At 67.2% G+C, this 13,606-nt stretch carries 9 protein-coding genes; 3 read left to right on the top strand and 6 right to left on the bottom strand.

What is annotated here, in order from left to right:
* Positions 1-407: 407 nt before the first annotated feature.
* The 3 genes from ACO2Q2_RS10720 to ACO2Q2_RS10710 all read right to left on the bottom strand — a co-directional run bounded on the left by ACO2Q2_RS10720 (position 408) and on the right by ACO2Q2_RS10710 (position 3,696).
* Positions 408-1,610 (bottom strand): DUF1501 domain-containing protein, encoded by a 1,203-nt coding sequence (locus ACO2Q2_RS10720; protein WP_423255765.1) that lies wholly within the window; start codon positions 1,608-1,610, stop codon positions 408-410.
* Positions 1,611-1,627: 17 nt separating this feature from the next.
* Positions 1,628-3,187, bottom strand: coding sequence for a DUF1800 domain-containing protein (locus ACO2Q2_RS10715; RefSeq protein ID WP_423255764.1), 1,560 nt, complete (start codon positions 3,185-3,187; stop codon positions 1,628-1,630).
* A 221-nt stretch (positions 3,188-3,408) separates the two neighbouring features.
* The gene (locus tag ACO2Q2_RS10710) at positions 3,409-3,696 is read right to left on the bottom strand and encodes a hypothetical protein (protein WP_423255763.1); all 288 of its coding nucleotides are present in this window, start codon (positions 3,694-3,696) and stop codon (positions 3,409-3,411) included.
* Positions 3,697-3,808: 112 nt separating this feature from the next.
* Between ACO2Q2_RS10710 and ACO2Q2_RS10705 the strand changes: the two genes are divergently transcribed.
* The gene (locus ACO2Q2_RS10705; RefSeq protein ID WP_423255762.1) at positions 3,809-4,420 is read left to right on the top strand and encodes a class I SAM-dependent DNA methyltransferase; all 612 of its coding nucleotides are present in this window, start codon (positions 3,809-3,811) and stop codon (positions 4,418-4,420) included.
* Positions 4,421-4,583: 163 nt separating this feature from the next.
* Here ACO2Q2_RS10705 and typA read toward each other — a convergent pair whose 3' ends face one another.
* From typA to ACO2Q2_RS10690, 3 genes are all read right to left on the bottom strand, one after another.
* Positions 4,584-6,416: a translational GTPase TypA gene (gene typA, locus ACO2Q2_RS10700; protein WP_423255761.1), complete on the bottom strand. Its 1,833-nt coding sequence runs from the start codon at positions 6,414-6,416 to the stop codon at positions 4,584-4,586.
* A 555-nt stretch (positions 6,417-6,971) separates the two neighbouring features.
* A complete protein-coding gene (locus ACO2Q2_RS10695) occupies positions 6,972-7,664 on the bottom strand; it encodes a lipase (RefSeq protein WP_423255760.1) in 693 nt (230 codons plus the stop codon).
* Between the two features lie 348 nt (positions 7,665-8,012).
* Positions 8,013-9,410, bottom strand: coding sequence for a GntP family permease (locus tag ACO2Q2_RS10690; RefSeq protein ID WP_423255759.1), 1,398 nt, complete (start codon positions 9,408-9,410; stop codon positions 8,013-8,015).
* Between the two features lie 203 nt (positions 9,411-9,613).
* Here ACO2Q2_RS10690 and ACO2Q2_RS10685 point away from each other — a divergent pair, with 203 nt between their 5' ends.
* The gene (locus ACO2Q2_RS10685) at positions 9,614-11,824 is read left to right on the top strand and encodes a TonB-dependent receptor (protein ID WP_423255758.1); all 2,211 of its coding nucleotides are present in this window, start codon (positions 9,614-9,616) and stop codon (positions 11,822-11,824) included.
* Positions 11,825-11,918: 94 nt separating this feature from the next.
* A complete protein-coding gene (locus ACO2Q2_RS10680) occupies positions 11,919-12,959 on the top strand; it encodes a PHB depolymerase family esterase (RefSeq protein ID WP_423255757.1) in 1,041 nt (346 codons plus the stop codon).
* Positions 12,960-13,606 lie beyond the last annotated feature (647 nt).

The raw sequence follows: 13,606 nt of genomic DNA, 5'->3' as shown, positions 1-13,606 counted from the left end.
AGCGAAAAGCCCCCTCACCCCGGCCCTCTCCCCCGAACGATGAAGCTGTTCGGGGGAGAGGGAGAAAGGCGCGGGCTTCGGGCTGGCACGGCGCTCGCTGCTTTAGCCCTCTCCCCTGAGCTTGCTCGGGGGAGAGGGTTGGGTGAGGGGGCTTGGGATGTTGGTGGCTCATCAGCGTGGCGCTTATCGCCGGAAAGCGAAAAGCCCCCCTCACCCCGGCCCTCTCCCCCCGAACGATGAAGCTGTTCGGGGGAGAGGGAGAAAGGCGCAGCGTGGATAGACGCAGCATCGCTACACGCCGCTCGACGCGCGCCACTTTCGCCTCGAACTGGCCAGCTCCTTCGACCAGGGCGCGAGCTGGGAGCCGGTGATGCAGGCCACCTACCAGCGCATCGAAGGCTGACGCCTCACACCAGCCCTAGGTCGCTCGGCCGGGCCTGCGGAAACACCGCCTGCAGCTGATCGCGGCGCAGGCCCCACAGGCGCGCCATCAGGCCGCCGAGCACGTCGCGGTAGTTGTTGAGCACGGGGTAATCGCGGTTCTGCAGCAGGTTGGGATGGGTCACGGCCACCTGCTCGCCGGCGATGCGGCCGCCGCGCACGCCGCCGCCGAGTACCCAGTAGGTGGTGCCGTGGCCGTGGTCGGTGCCCTTGTCGCCGTTCTCGCGGAAGGTGCGGCCGAACTCCGAGAGCACCACCACCGTGGTGTGGTTCCACTCGTCGCCCAGCGCGTCGGCGTAGGCGGCGAGGCCTTCGCCCAGGTTGCGCAGGTTGTTGGCCAGGCCGCCGGTCACGCTGCCCTGGTTGACGTGGGTGTCCCAGCCGCCGACGTCGACGAAGCCCAGCCGGTACTGCTCGCGCATCAGCGTGGCGATGCGCCGGGTCTCGGTGGCGAAGTTGCGCGCGCTGGGTGCGCCGCGGCTGGCGGCGGCCATCTCCTGCATCAGGTCCTGGCTGACGTTCTTGCGCAGGGCCAGGCCGTCGGCGGAAGCCGAAGCGAGCGGGGTGCCGCGGTACATGCTGACGAGGATGTCCGCCTGGCGATCGTTGAAGTGCGCCTTGGTGTTGCCCTTGAGCGAGATGTTGGGGATGTCCTTCGCCGCGCCCTGGAAGCTCAGCGGCAGGTTGCTGGTGAAGGCGATCGCCGGCGTGCCGTTGAGCTGGCCGGCAAGCCGCGCCATGAAGCCGGAGCGGTAGTTGCCGGTGTGATCCAGCGGCTCGCCGCGTTCGATGTTGTCCTGCGTCTCGAAGTGGCTGCGCGAGAGGTCGTCGGTGCCGGCGAACGGCACGAAGGCCACCTGCTTCTTCTGCCACAGCGGGTAGATGGAATCGCGCAGCACCGGGTTGAGGCTCCAGTGGCTGTCCAGCGGCAGGGCGCTGTCCGGATTGCCGGCGTCGGGTCGGGCGATCGCCAACGTGGGGCGGGATTCGTAATAGAAGTCGCTGCCGGTGGGCACCAGCAGGTTGTTGCAGTCGTAGCCGCCGCGCAGGAACACCAGCAGAAAACGCGGCGTGCTGGCGGGCGCGGCAAACAGGCGGCTGGAAAACGACAGCGCCGGGGCGGCGAGCGCGGCAGCGGCGGTGGCACGGAGAAACTGGCGACGATCCATGGAGTGGGCCTCTTCTCTCAGCGGTAATTGAAGTCGGGCGAGGACAGCAGGAAGGTGTTCCACTCCTGCGGCGAGGCGGCCTTGGCCAGCGCGGCCTGCGTGGCGGGTGACAGCCAGGGCGCGATGGTTTCCTCGTAGAGCGGGCCGTTCAGCGCTGGCGGGGTGGGGCGCGTGCGCATTGGCATCGGGCCGCTGCCGTCGTCATCGGGCGCGAACAGCCGGCCGCGGCCGCTGCCGATCATGCCGGCGATGTCGAAGCGTTTGGCCATCTGTCCCGAGCCGGACCAACTCGCGCTGTCCAGCGGCCAGCCGTCGGGCGTGATGCGGCCGTACAGCGGCTCGCCCATCTGCTGCAGCGCGCCGACCAGTGGCTGCGCGTTGCCGATCGGGCGGCCGTCCAGGCTCACGCGCATCGCCGAGACGAGGAACTGCATCGGGTCCTTGAACTTGCCGCCGGCGGTCGCGGTGAGTTCCTTCGAGGTGAACAGCGTGCGCAGCACGGCGGCGATGTCGCCGTCGGTGCGCTGGAAGGTGTGCGCCATCGCGTCCACCAGCGCGGGCGGTGGATCGTCGGCCACGAAGTACTGCGCCAGCTGGCGCGACACGAAGCGCGCGCAGGCCGGCTGGCTGACGATCAGGTCCACCGCCTGCTCCACTTCCTCAAAGCCGCCGCCGCGGATGCGATGGCCGAGGAAGGTCTTGTCGCTGTCGTCGTGGCGGGCCGGGTCGAACTCGAACAGGCCGCGCTGCACCACGCCCGGCCGCGCGCCGCCGAAGCGAGCGAAACGCCGTCCGCGTTCCATCTGGCGCGGACGCGCCACGCCCACGCCGGTGAGGATCAGCGCCAGCTGCTGCACGTCCTGCTGGGTGTAGCCGCTACCCACGCCCAGCGTGTGCAGCTCCATCAGTTCGCGCGCGTAGTTCTCGTTGACCTTGCCCTTGGCGTTCTGCGCGCTGTCCAGGTACACCAGCATCGCCGGGCTTTCCAGCGTGGCCATCACCAGGTCGCGGAACTTGCCCAGCGCGTGCGGGCGGATCACGTGCTCCTCGTAGTCCGCCGCCAGCAGCTTCACCGGCCCCTTGGCGCCGTACACGCTGAAGTGGTTCAACCAGAACCACACCATCTGCTCTTTCAGCGGATTGCTGCCGTAGATGGCGTGTAGCAGCTCGGCCTGCTGGGCCTCGCGCAGCCGCTGGCGGCCATCCTTCTGCGCGGCCTTCCTGGCCGCCATCTTGGCGTCGCCGTTGGGCATCGTCTTTACCTGCTTGAGCGCGTCGCGGTAGCGCTTCAACAGCTCCAGCGGCGGCGTGTTGATCGCGTCGTAGCTGTCCAGCAACTGCTGGATGGGCGGCGGCAGGGTGTCGTCGCGATCGGCGAGTGCCTCATCGAGCCAGCCTTCGCGGCCAAGCTGCCGATAGCGCGCAAGCGTCGCGCTGTCCACGCCGAAGCTGGCCCGGCGCAGCCAGGCGATGTCGTCATGGAAGAGCGTGACGTTGGTGGTATCGGCGAGTGCCGGCGCAGCGCCAGTCACGGCGAGCAGCAAACCGAGGGAGAGGGCGGCGAGGGTGTGACGCATGCGAAGCCATCCGTGCAAGGGGCGATGCGCAGGTCAACGCGGCTGACGCGCGGCGGTGTACGCACGAAAGGACGGCGCACCGCGGCATTCAGCCTTCGCAAAAGCCTGCGCTGCCGAAAGGCGCTTCCCATCCCTTCCCGGGCCCCGCCCGCCCCCTGTGGGAGCGGCTTCAGCCGCGACGCTCGCCGCGCAAGCCCACCCAAACCGCCGGCGCCACCCGCTCAGAACTCGTCGACGAACTCCACCACCATGCCGCGCTCGCGTCCGATGAATTCGGCCACGCCCTGCACCGCGTCCACGCGGTTGGCATTCGGCGCGCGCACTTCCACGCAGTAGACGTGGCCCTCGCTGTCGTCCACCAGCTCGCTGGAGCTGGAGTCGTCGCGCATCGTGGGGGCAAGATCGTCCACTTCTTCCACGTGCTCGATGCCGTCGATGCCGTGCAGGGCGTTGATCACGGTGTCGGCGTCGTCGCGGCTGCCGATCAGACGCATGCGGACCATGGGCATGGGGCGTACTCCTCGGTGGGTGGGGTCTGCATGCTGCACCCGGCTGCGTGGGAGCGGAGTGATGCCGCGGCGACGGCGGTTACCATGCGCGCTGACCGCCTGGATGCCCGCCGTGCCCAAGACCTACGACCGCGCCTATTTCGACAAGTGGTACCGCCACCCGGACCACACCGTCGCCTCGCCCGCCGAGCTGCGCCGCAAGGTGGCGCTGGCCGTGGCGCAGGCCGAGTACTACTTGGGACGCCCCATCCGCAGCGTGCTCGACGTGGGCTGCGGCGAGGCGCCGTGGCGCGCGCCACTCAAGGCACTGCGCCCGGGCATCGACTACCGCGGCCTGGATGCCAGCGAATACGTCGTGAACCGCTACGGCCGCAGCCGCAACATCGGCCTGGCCGCCTTCGGCCAGCTCGAATACCTGCGCTTCGACACCCGCTTCGACCTCATCGTCTGCACCGACGTGCTGCACTACCTCAAGCCCGCCGAAATCCGCGCCGGCCTCGGCGGCATCGTCGACATGCTCGAAGGCATCGCCTTCCTCGAAGTGTTCACCCGCGCCGACGATCCCGCCGGCGACCTCACCGGCTTCGTCGCCCGTACCCCGCACTGGTACCTGCGCGAGTTCCAGCAGGCCGGGCTGTTGCCGTGCGGATCGCATTGCTATCTGGGGCCAAGGCTGGAGCGGCGGGTGGCGGCGTTGGAGCGGGCGCAGGTGGTAGCAGTGTGAGTTGGGGGGCTGCATTCGACGCGTCCTGTTGCGTCGGCAGATCCAATCCGGAAAGAAGATAGGGTCTTCGTGAAATCGAGTGAATCTACCCACACGATTTCACGAAGACCCCAAAAAAAAGCCGCCCGAGGGCGGCTTCTTCGTGCAGCGATGAAGCGGCCGATCAGCCGCCCGAGCGCGAGGCCCGCTTGCGGTCGTTTTCGGTGAGGTGCTTCTTGCGCAGGCGGATTTCCTTGGGGGTGACTTCCACCAGCTCGTCGTCGTCGATGAAGTCCAGCGCCTGTTCCAGCGAGAACTTGATCGCCGGGGTGAGCTGGATCGCGTCGTCCTTGCCCGAGGCGCGCATGTTGGTGAGCGGCTTGGGCTTGATCGCGTTGACGGTGAGGTCGTTGTCCTTGGCGTGGATGCCCACCAGCTGGCCTTCGTACACGTTGTCGCCTTCGGCGGCGAACAGCTTGCCGCGCTCCTGCAGCGGCCCCAGCGAGTAGGCGGGGGTAGTGCCGCCGGCGTTGGCGATCATCACGCCGTTGGGGCGCTTGGCGATCTGGCCTTCTTCCTTCGGGCCGTAGTGGTCGAACACGTGGAACAGCAGGCCCGAGCCCTGGGTGAGGGTCTTGAACTGGTTCTGGAAGCCGATCAGGCCACGCGCCGGGATCATGTACTCCAGGCGCACGCGGCCCTTGCCGTCCGGCTCCATGTTCTTCAGCTGGCCCTTGCGTATCCCCAGGCGCTCCATCACCGGACCCTGGTGGATCTCTTCCACGTCCACCACCAGCTGCTCGAACGGCTCCATCATCCGGCCGTCGATTTCCTTGATGATCACTTCCGGGCGCGACACGGCCAGCTCGTAGCCTTCGCGGCGCATGTTCTCGATCAGCACCGACAGGTGCAGCTCGCCGCGGCCGGAGACCAGGAACTTGTCCGCGTCCGAACCCTGCTCGACCTTCAGCGCCACGTTGTGCACCTGCTCGCGCTCCAGGCGGTCCTTGAGCTGGCGGCTGGTGAGGAACTTGCCGCCGGAGAGGTCCTTGTTGCCGGCGAACGGCGAGTTGTTCACCTGGAAGGTCATGCTGATGGTCGGCTCGTCCACCGTGAGCGCGGGCAGCGCCTCGGGCCTGTCGAGCGCGCAGAGGGTGTCGGAAATGGTGAGGTCGGCAATGCCGGAGATGGCGACGATGTCACCGGCCTCGGCGCTGTCCTGTTCGATCCGCTCCAGGCCCATGAAGCCCAGCACCTGCAGCACCTTGCCCTGGCGCTTCTTGCCGTGGCGATCGATCACCGCCACCGGCATGTTCTTCTTCAGCACGCCGCGCTGGATGCGGCCGATGCCGATCACGCCCACGAAGTTGTTGTAGTCGAGCTGGCTGATGCGCATCTGGAACGGGCCGTCCGGGTCCACTTCCGGCTTGGGCGCGTGCTGCATGATCGCTTCGTACAGCGGGGTCATGTCGCCTTCGCGGGCGTTCTCGTCCAGCGAGGCGTAGCCGTTCAGCGCCGAGGCGTAGACGATCGGGAAGTCCATCTGCTCGGGCGTGGCGCCGAGGCGATCGAACAGATCCCACACCTGCTCCACCACCCACTCCGGGCGCGAGCCGGGGCGGTCGATCTTGTTGACCACCACGATCGGCTTGAAGCCCATCGCGAACGCCTTCTGGGTGACGAAGCGCGTCTGCGGCATCGGGCCGTCCATCGCGTCGACCAGGATCAGCACGGTGTCCACCATCGACAGCACGCGCTCCACCTCGCCGCCGAAGTCGGCGTGTCCGGGGGTGTCGACGATGTTGATGCGGTTGCCATTCCAGGTGATGGCCGTGTTCTTGGCCAGGATGGTGATGCCGCGCTCCTTTTCCTGGTCGTTGGAGTCCATCACGCGCTCGGCCAGCACGGTGCGCTCGGAGAGCGTGCCCGACTGCTTGAGCAACTGGTCGACGAGGGTGGTCTTGCCGTGGTCGACGTGGGCGACGATGGCGATGTTGCGCAGCTTTTCGATGGACATGGGTAAAGGCTCGGCGGGCGCCGTAAGGGCCGCCTGAAAGGTGGGCTGAGGATTAACCGCGGGATTATACGGGCTTGTGTGACAACTTGCTGCGCTGCCGCGCATGGCGGTTCAGGCGGGCCATCGGCCGCCCGGTGCGCCGGGGGGAGATTCGGCCGATCAGGGCAGGCGCGGCGCGGTCGCGCACAGGATGCGCTCCTACAGGCAGGCTTTTGTAGGAGCCCACCCTGTGGGCGAATGCTCTTGGTCAGGTGGCGGAAGGCCGGTCGCGCACAGGGTGCGCTCCTACCGGGGCGGGGCTTTTGTAGGAGCCCACCCTGTGGGCGAATGCTCTTGGTCAGGTGGCGGAAGGCCGGTCGCGCACAGGGTGCGCTCCTACCGGGGTGGGGCTTTTGTAGGAGCCCACCCTGTGGGCGAACGCTCTTGGTCAGGTGGCGGAAGGCCGGTCGCGCACAGGGTGCGCTCCTACCGGGGCGGGGCTTTTGTAGGAGCCCACCCTGTGGGCGAATGCTCTTGGTCAGGTGGCGGGAGGCCGGTTGCGCACAGGGTGCACTCCTACCGGACCAGGGCCATTTGGTCGGCGGCGGTGTACCACAGCAGCTGATAGTGGCCGTAGGGGTAGTCGAGACTACGGTCCTCGCCGGGGATCGACGAGGTGTGCACGCCGTCCACGGTGCACACGCCGCCGTAGCAGTTGATCTCGTCGATCCAGGATTTGAACGAGTACATGTGCACGCCGAAGCGGTGGCCGGCTATCGAGTCCAGGAACGGGCTGTGGATCGACAGGCCGTAGGTGCCACAGGTGCTGGTGTAGACGTTGTACGGATACACGCCGCAGCTCCACAGCCCGTGCACGGCGCCGGCGATGCCGATGAAGGTGTTCACCTTGGCCGCCACGCCGAGCTTGTCGATCTCGCGCATGGCCAGGGTCACGCCCATGGAGTGGCCGATCACGTCGATCTTGCCCGAGCACGAGTTGGCGATGGCGCTGGCGATGGCGTTCTTCACCGGTGTCTCTTCGCTGCCGCTGTGGTCGTTGCAGGCGGCGCAGTACGGGTTGCCCCAGGACGGACGGACGATTTGCGCATCGGTCCAGCCGTTCTGGCGCAGCAGGTTGTAGGTGTTGACGAAATCGCCGGGGCTGCCGGTGTTGCCGTGGACCATCACCACGGTGTCGTGGCAGACGGCGTGCGCCGCCATGGCGGGTATCAGGAGCAGTAGGGCGAGCAGGACGTGCTTGATCGACATTGCGTGTTTCCTCCTTCGCTACAGCCTCGCGGACGAGGCGGATGGCGCCGCGCGGATGCGCGGTGCCGGATGGGTAGCGACATCGCGGTGCTTGCGCGCCGGGGGAGGGATGTCGGGGCTTGGGGTTTTGCCTTTTGCTTTTTGCTTTTGCTTTTCCGTTTTTCGCTTTTTTGCTTGTCATCCCGGCGAAAGCCGGAAGCGCTTTTCAACGGCGAATGCCGGTCATCCAGCGTCTTTGGTTTGTGACGGATGGTGGAACAGCGAAAGTCACTGGATCCCGGCTTTCGCCGGGATGACGGCTAGGGAGGAGTCAGGCGGAAACCGGGCGCATGCCGCTTCGACCGATGCTCAAACCACCCCCGTCACTGCATACACCGCGATCACCACTCCCACCGCCAGCGTCTTGATCACGGTGATCGCGAAGATGTCCTTGTACGACTGCCGGTGGGTGAGCCCGGTCACTGCCAGCAGGGTGATCACCGCGCCGTTGTGCGGCAGCGTGTCCATGCCGCCGGAGGCCATCGCGGCGACGCGGTGTAGCACCTCCATCGGGATGCCGGCGGCCTGCGCGTTGTGGATGAAGGTGTCGGCCATCGCGGCCAGCGCGATGCTCATGCCGCCGGAGGCCGAGCCGGTGATGCCGGCCAGCGCGGTCACCGAGACCGCCTCGTTGACCAGCGGATACGGGATCGCCCGCAGCCCGTCGGCGACCAGCTTGAAACCGGGCAGGGCGGCGATTACTGCGCCGAAACCGTATTCGGAGGCGGTGTTCATCGAGGCCAGCAGCGCCCCGCCGACGGCCGCCTTGCTGCCCTCGGCGAAGCGCTGCGTCACCGGCTTCCAGGCGCTGGCCAGCACGCACAGGATGCCCACCAGCAGCGCGCCTTCCACCGCCCAGATCGCGGCGATCTTGGAGATCTCCTGCACCACCGGCTTTTGCTCGCCGATCACCGCCGGCACGAACAAACTGGTGGCGCCGTACAGGCGAGGGATCAGCTCGGTGAGCAGCTTGTTCACCACGCCGACCAGCACCAGCGGCAGCACCGCCAGCAGCGGATTGGCCAGCTTGCCGTGCTCGAACGGCACCGGCTCGTTCACCAGCTCGGTGCCGTAGCCTTCGCCCGCCGCCGCGGCCTTGCGCCGGCGCCATTCCAGATAGCTCAGGCCCACGACCAGGATGAACGCCGCGCCGATCGTGCCCAGCCACGGCGCGGCCCAGCCGGTGGTGCCGAAGAAGGCGGTGGGGATGATGTTCTGGATCTGCGGCGTGCCCGGCAGCGAGTCCATGGTGAAGGTGAACGCGCCCAGCGCGATCGTGCCGGGGATCAGCCGCTTGGGAATGTCGCTGGCGCGGAACAGTTCCGCCGCGAACGGGTACACCGCGAACACCACCACGAACAGCGACACGCCGCCGTAGGTGAGCAGCGCGCACACCAGCACGATCGAGAGGATCGCCCGGCCGCGCCCCACCAGGCCGATGGTGGCTGCGACGATCGCCTTGGAGAAACCGGACAGCTCGATCAGCTTGCCGAACAGCGCGCCGAGCATGAACACCGGAAAGTACAGCTTGAGGAAGCCGACCATCTTCTCCATGAACAGGCCGGTGAAGATCGGCGCCACCAGCGAGGGTTCGGTTAGCAGCACGGCGCCGAGCGCGGCGATCGGCGCGAACAGGATGACGCTGTAGCCGCGGTACGCCGCGAACATCAAAAAGCACAGCGCGGCGAGCACGATCAGGAAGGCCATCCTTGCGGTTCCTCGGCGGTGGCGGGAGTCACGATGGGGACCGGAGTATCGAGGTGCGCCGCCGCCGCGGGCACTGTACGAAGGTACAAGTGTGCCGCGTGCCCGCGCTGCCTAGGCTTGCCGCCATCAAGCATCCATCGTCGATGGCTGCGTCCACGGCCAGCCGCCCCGCGCGGGCAGCTCACAGAAGGGAAGGGGAAACCATGAAGCGCACGCATCTGAGTCTGGCGATCGGTCTGGTGATCGGCTTGTCCAGCATGGCGACACAGGCGCAGGACGCTCCGGCCACCAAGCCGAACGCGGACCAGGCCAAACAGCTCGACCAGATCACGGTGACCGCGCGCAAGCGCGAGGAAACGCTGCAGGACGTGCCGATCGCGGTCAGTGCCTTCACCGCGCAGTCGCTGGAACGGCAGAACGTGCAGAACCTGGCCGACCTGCAGGGCAAGGTGCCGTCGCTGCAGATCTATGCCGCGCGCGGTTCCAACACCACGCTCACCGCCTACATCCGCGGCGTCGGCCAGGCCGACCCGACCTGGGGCTTCGACCCGGGCGTGGGCATCTACCTGGACGACGTCTACGTGGCCCGCCCGCAGGGCGCGGTGCTGGACGTGTTCGACGTCAGCCGCATCGAGGTGCTGCGTGGCCCGCAGGGCAGCCTGTACGGCAAGAACACCATCGGCGGCGCGATCAAGTACGTGTCCAACCCGCTGCCGGTGAAAACCGAGGGCTCGGTGGAAGTGACCGTCGGTACCCACGGCGAGAAGGACGTGAAGGCCAGCATCGGCGGCGCCAGCGCGGACAAGGTGTGGCGCGGCCGCGCGGCGATCGCCAGCGAGCACAACGACGGCTTCGGCAAGAACCTGAACACCGGCAGCCGCAACGGCAACAAGAACACCAATTCGGCGCGCGCCACGCTGGGTTTCTTCCCGAACCAGCAGTTCAACGCGCAACTGGAAGTGGACGGCGTGCGCGACAACTCCAATCCTCGCGGGGCGAAGATGCTGATTGTCAACAGCCTCGACCCGGCCTATGCGCCGCTGTCGAGCAACTTCGACACCCGCAGCGGGATGGCCCAGCTCAACCGCACCAAGCTCTACGGCACCGCGCTCACGCTGAACTGGGTCGCCAGCAGCGACTGGACACTGAAGTCGGTGACCGCGGTGCGCGGCTCGCACACCGACACCGCGATCGACTTCGACACGTTGCCGGAGAAGATCGCCGACGTCACCGCGCTGTACAAGGATCATCAGTTCAGCGAGGAGCTGCAGGCCAACTATGATGCCGGCGGCAGCCTGCACGGCGTGGTCGGCCTGTACTATTTCAACGGCTCGGCCAGTGGCGAGATCCACAACATCTTTCTCGGCTCGCCGCCGTACAGCACCCTCGGCTACTCGCTGTACGGCAGTACCGGCGGACGCATCGGCACGCGCAGCCTGGCGGCCTACGGTGATTTCGCCTGGGACATCAGCCCCGAGTGGAGCCTGGATGTTGGCGTACGCCTGACTCGCGAAACCAAGACCGCGCTGATCCAGAACTACGGCTTCGCCGACGAATCGTTCAGCACGCCGATCTCGGTGCTGGCCAACTTCACCGGCGCGCACACCACCAACAATGCCTCGCCGAAGGTATCGCTGGACTGGAGCGTGACCGACCAGATGAAGCTCTACGCCAGCTACAGCACCGGCTTCCACTCCGGCGGCTACAACATCCGCGCAAACTGCGCAGCGATCCCCAGCTCGTGCCGGCCGATCAACGATGAGAAGGTGCAGTCGTTCGAACTGGGCAGCAAGATGACCTTCTTCGACGACACGCTGATGATGAACACGGCGCTGTTCCACAACATCTACTCCGACATCCAGCTGTCGGTGTTCACCTCCTACACCTTGCCCAACGGCAGCCAGGGCTTCTTCGGCGACTTCACCAACGCCGGCAAGGGCCACATCGATGGCCTGGAGGAGGAGTTCGCCTGGAAGCCGGCCGACGGCTGGACGCTCAGCGGCAACTTCGCCTACCTGAAGACCAAGTACACCGAGTACCTCAGCGGCGGCGTCAACATTGCCGACCAGCAGAAGTTCACCAATGCGCCAAAGTGGTCCGGCGGTCTGTCGCTGGAAAACACCCGGGCCGTGGGCGATGGCGGCAGCCTCACCACGCGCATCAACTACACCTACCAGAGCATGGTGTATCCGGAAACCACGCTGTCGCCACTGATCGCACAGAATGCCTACGGGCTGTGGAATGCGGGCGTGATCTGGCAGATCGACCGGCCGTGGAGCGTGAGCCTGCAAGGCACCAACCTGGCCAACAAGTCGTACCGCACCACCGGCTACAACATCGGCTCGCTGGGCATCGTCACCGGCTTCTACGGTGCGCCGCGGATGGTGACGCTGAGCGCGCGCTACACCTTCTGAGGCGGCGGCCGCGCCGCCCTCCCTACGACCCGTGCGATGCTCTCCCCGATCGCACGGGTCGTTTTCTTTTCCACCATGCTCCGAGGAGCCTGCGATGCCTTCGTTCACTTCACTGCGCCTGCTGGGACTGGGTCTCGTGCTGGTGGCCGGCGTCGCCTGCGCCGCGCGCCACGATGGGCGCCTGCCGCACCTGCAGCTCGATGCCGGACGCGTCGCCGTGGTCGGGCTGTCCTCCGGCGCGTACATGGCCACGCAGGCGCAGCTGGCCTACCCGGACATTTTTCCGAATGCCGCGCTGGTGGCCGGTGGTCCCTACGGCTGCGCCGGCGGCAACCTGCAGACCGCGCTGTCCAGCTGCATGAAGGGCGCGCCGGCGATCGACGTCGACGCGCTGGTGGCGAGCGCGCGCCAGCGTGCGGCGGCGGGCGAAATCGGCCCATTGAGCGCACTGGCCAAGGCGCATGTCTACCTGCTGCACGGCACCGCGGATAGTGTCGTCGCACCGGCCGTGGCCGAGGCAGGCGCGCAGTTCTACCGGCACCTGCGCGCAGGCGATCCCACGCTCGCCGGAATGCAGGTGGTGGACGATGGCGCGCGCGATTTCGCGCACAACCTGCCGATTGCGGCGAAGGGCGAGGACTGCGATCGATCGGTGTCGCCGTACCTGGGCCACTGCAGCTTCGACGCGGCCGGCGAGATCTTCCGCCAGCTGTTCGGCGCGTCGCCGCGGCCGGTGGCCGACGCCGCGAAAGGGCGCGTACTCGATGTCGATCAGGACGCACTGCGACCGGACGGCGCCGATGCCTTCCTGGCGCCCAGGGGTTACCTCTACCTGCCGCCCGCCTGCGCCGCCGGCAAGCCGTGCGGACTGGTGGTGGCACTGCACGGCTGCAAGCAGAACGCCGATGCGATCGGCGAGACCTTCGTGCGGAGCGCCGGCTTCAACCGCTGGGCCGACGCCTACGGCGTGGCGGTGCTCTATCCTCAGACCCGCGCAAGCTTCGCGCCCTTGAATCCGCAGGCATGCTGGGACTGGTGGGGATACTCCGGCACCGACTACGACACCCGCCACGGCGTGCAGCTGCGCTGGCTGGTGAATGCCGTGCGCGCGTTGGGGCTGCCTGCGAAGCAGTGATGGTGGCCCGCCGCCGCCCACACTTTCATCGGGCTGTAGGAGCGCACCCTGTGCGCGACGCTCTCGCTCCATTCGGAGCTACAGGCTTCAGAGCGAGGAGCTTTCGTCCTCCTTCGGAGGGCGAGTCACTTCTCTTTTGCCTGTCCAAAAGAGAAGTAACCAAGAGAAAACGACACCCCGCTTGGCGCTTGCCGCCCATCCATGGGCGGCAAGTCCGTGAGCCGGGGCCGGGCTTTTCGACCGGACTCCTGTCCGGGCGAAAAGTCATCGGCGTCCGTGCCGATGACCGCTACGCGGCCTGTCGCCCCCGCCTCACCGCCGCACAGGGGCCCCGGGTAGGGCAGCGGGCCATCCTGGCCCGCACTCGGTGGAAAGCCGAAAGGCTGAAAAGCCAGAGCAACCGCAAAGCAACCGCAAAGCGATGCTCTGCTGTTGCTCTGACTCTTTTGAGAAGTGCGCACTGGGAGCGCACTGCTCTATCCGGGGCCCCTATGGCGCGGCGGGTGGGTGTAGGAAAGGCCCCGCAGAGGGGGCTCGCATGGATGCGAGCCAGTTCGACGTCAGGGCAGGAGCCCTGTCGGCGAACCCCCGGAACCCACCCGCGCACCCGAAGGGCAGGATGCCTGCAGGGCGTGCCATCGGGGTGC

It is taken from the genome of Dyella sp. KRB-257 (assembly GCF_049445995.1).
Lineage (GTDB): Bacteria > Pseudomonadota > Gammaproteobacteria > Xanthomonadales > Rhodanobacteraceae > Dyella_A.
The sequence above is the reverse complement of the archived record's forward strand: the minus strand, read 5'-3'. Positions and strand labels throughout refer to the sequence as shown.

What these genes read in the sequence shown, in the direction of transcription:
- ACO2Q2_RS10720 (WP_423255765.1), bottom strand. Translation starts at nt 1,610, where the DNA reads ATGGATCGTCGCCAGTTTCTCCGTGCCACCGCCGCTGCCGCGCTCGCC.
- ACO2Q2_RS10715 (WP_423255764.1), bottom strand. Translation starts at nt 3,187, where the DNA reads ATGCGTCACACCCTCGCCGCCCTCTCCCTCGGTTTGCTGCTCGCCGTG.
- ACO2Q2_RS10710 (WP_423255763.1), bottom strand. Translation starts at nt 3,696, where the DNA reads ATGCCCATGGTCCGCATGCGTCTGATCGGCAGCCGCGACGACGCCGAC.
- typA (WP_423255761.1), bottom strand. Translation starts at nt 6,416, where the DNA reads ATGTCCATCGAAAAGCTGCGCAACATCGCCATCGTCGCCCACGTCGAC.
- ACO2Q2_RS10695 (WP_423255760.1), bottom strand. Translation starts at nt 7,664, where the DNA reads ATGTCGATCAAGCACGTCCTGCTCGCCCTACTGCTCCTGATACCCGCC.
- ACO2Q2_RS10690 (WP_423255759.1), bottom strand. Translation starts at nt 9,410, where the DNA reads ATGGCCTTCCTGATCGTGCTCGCCGCGCTGTGCTTTTTGATGTTCGCG.
- ACO2Q2_RS10685 (WP_423255758.1), top strand. Translation starts at nt 9,614, where the DNA reads ATGAAGCGCACGCATCTGAGTCTGGCGATCGGTCTGGTGATCGGCTTG.
- ACO2Q2_RS10680 (WP_423255757.1), top strand. Translation starts at nt 11,919, where the DNA reads ATGCCTTCGTTCACTTCACTGCGCCTGCTGGGACTGGGTCTCGTGCTG.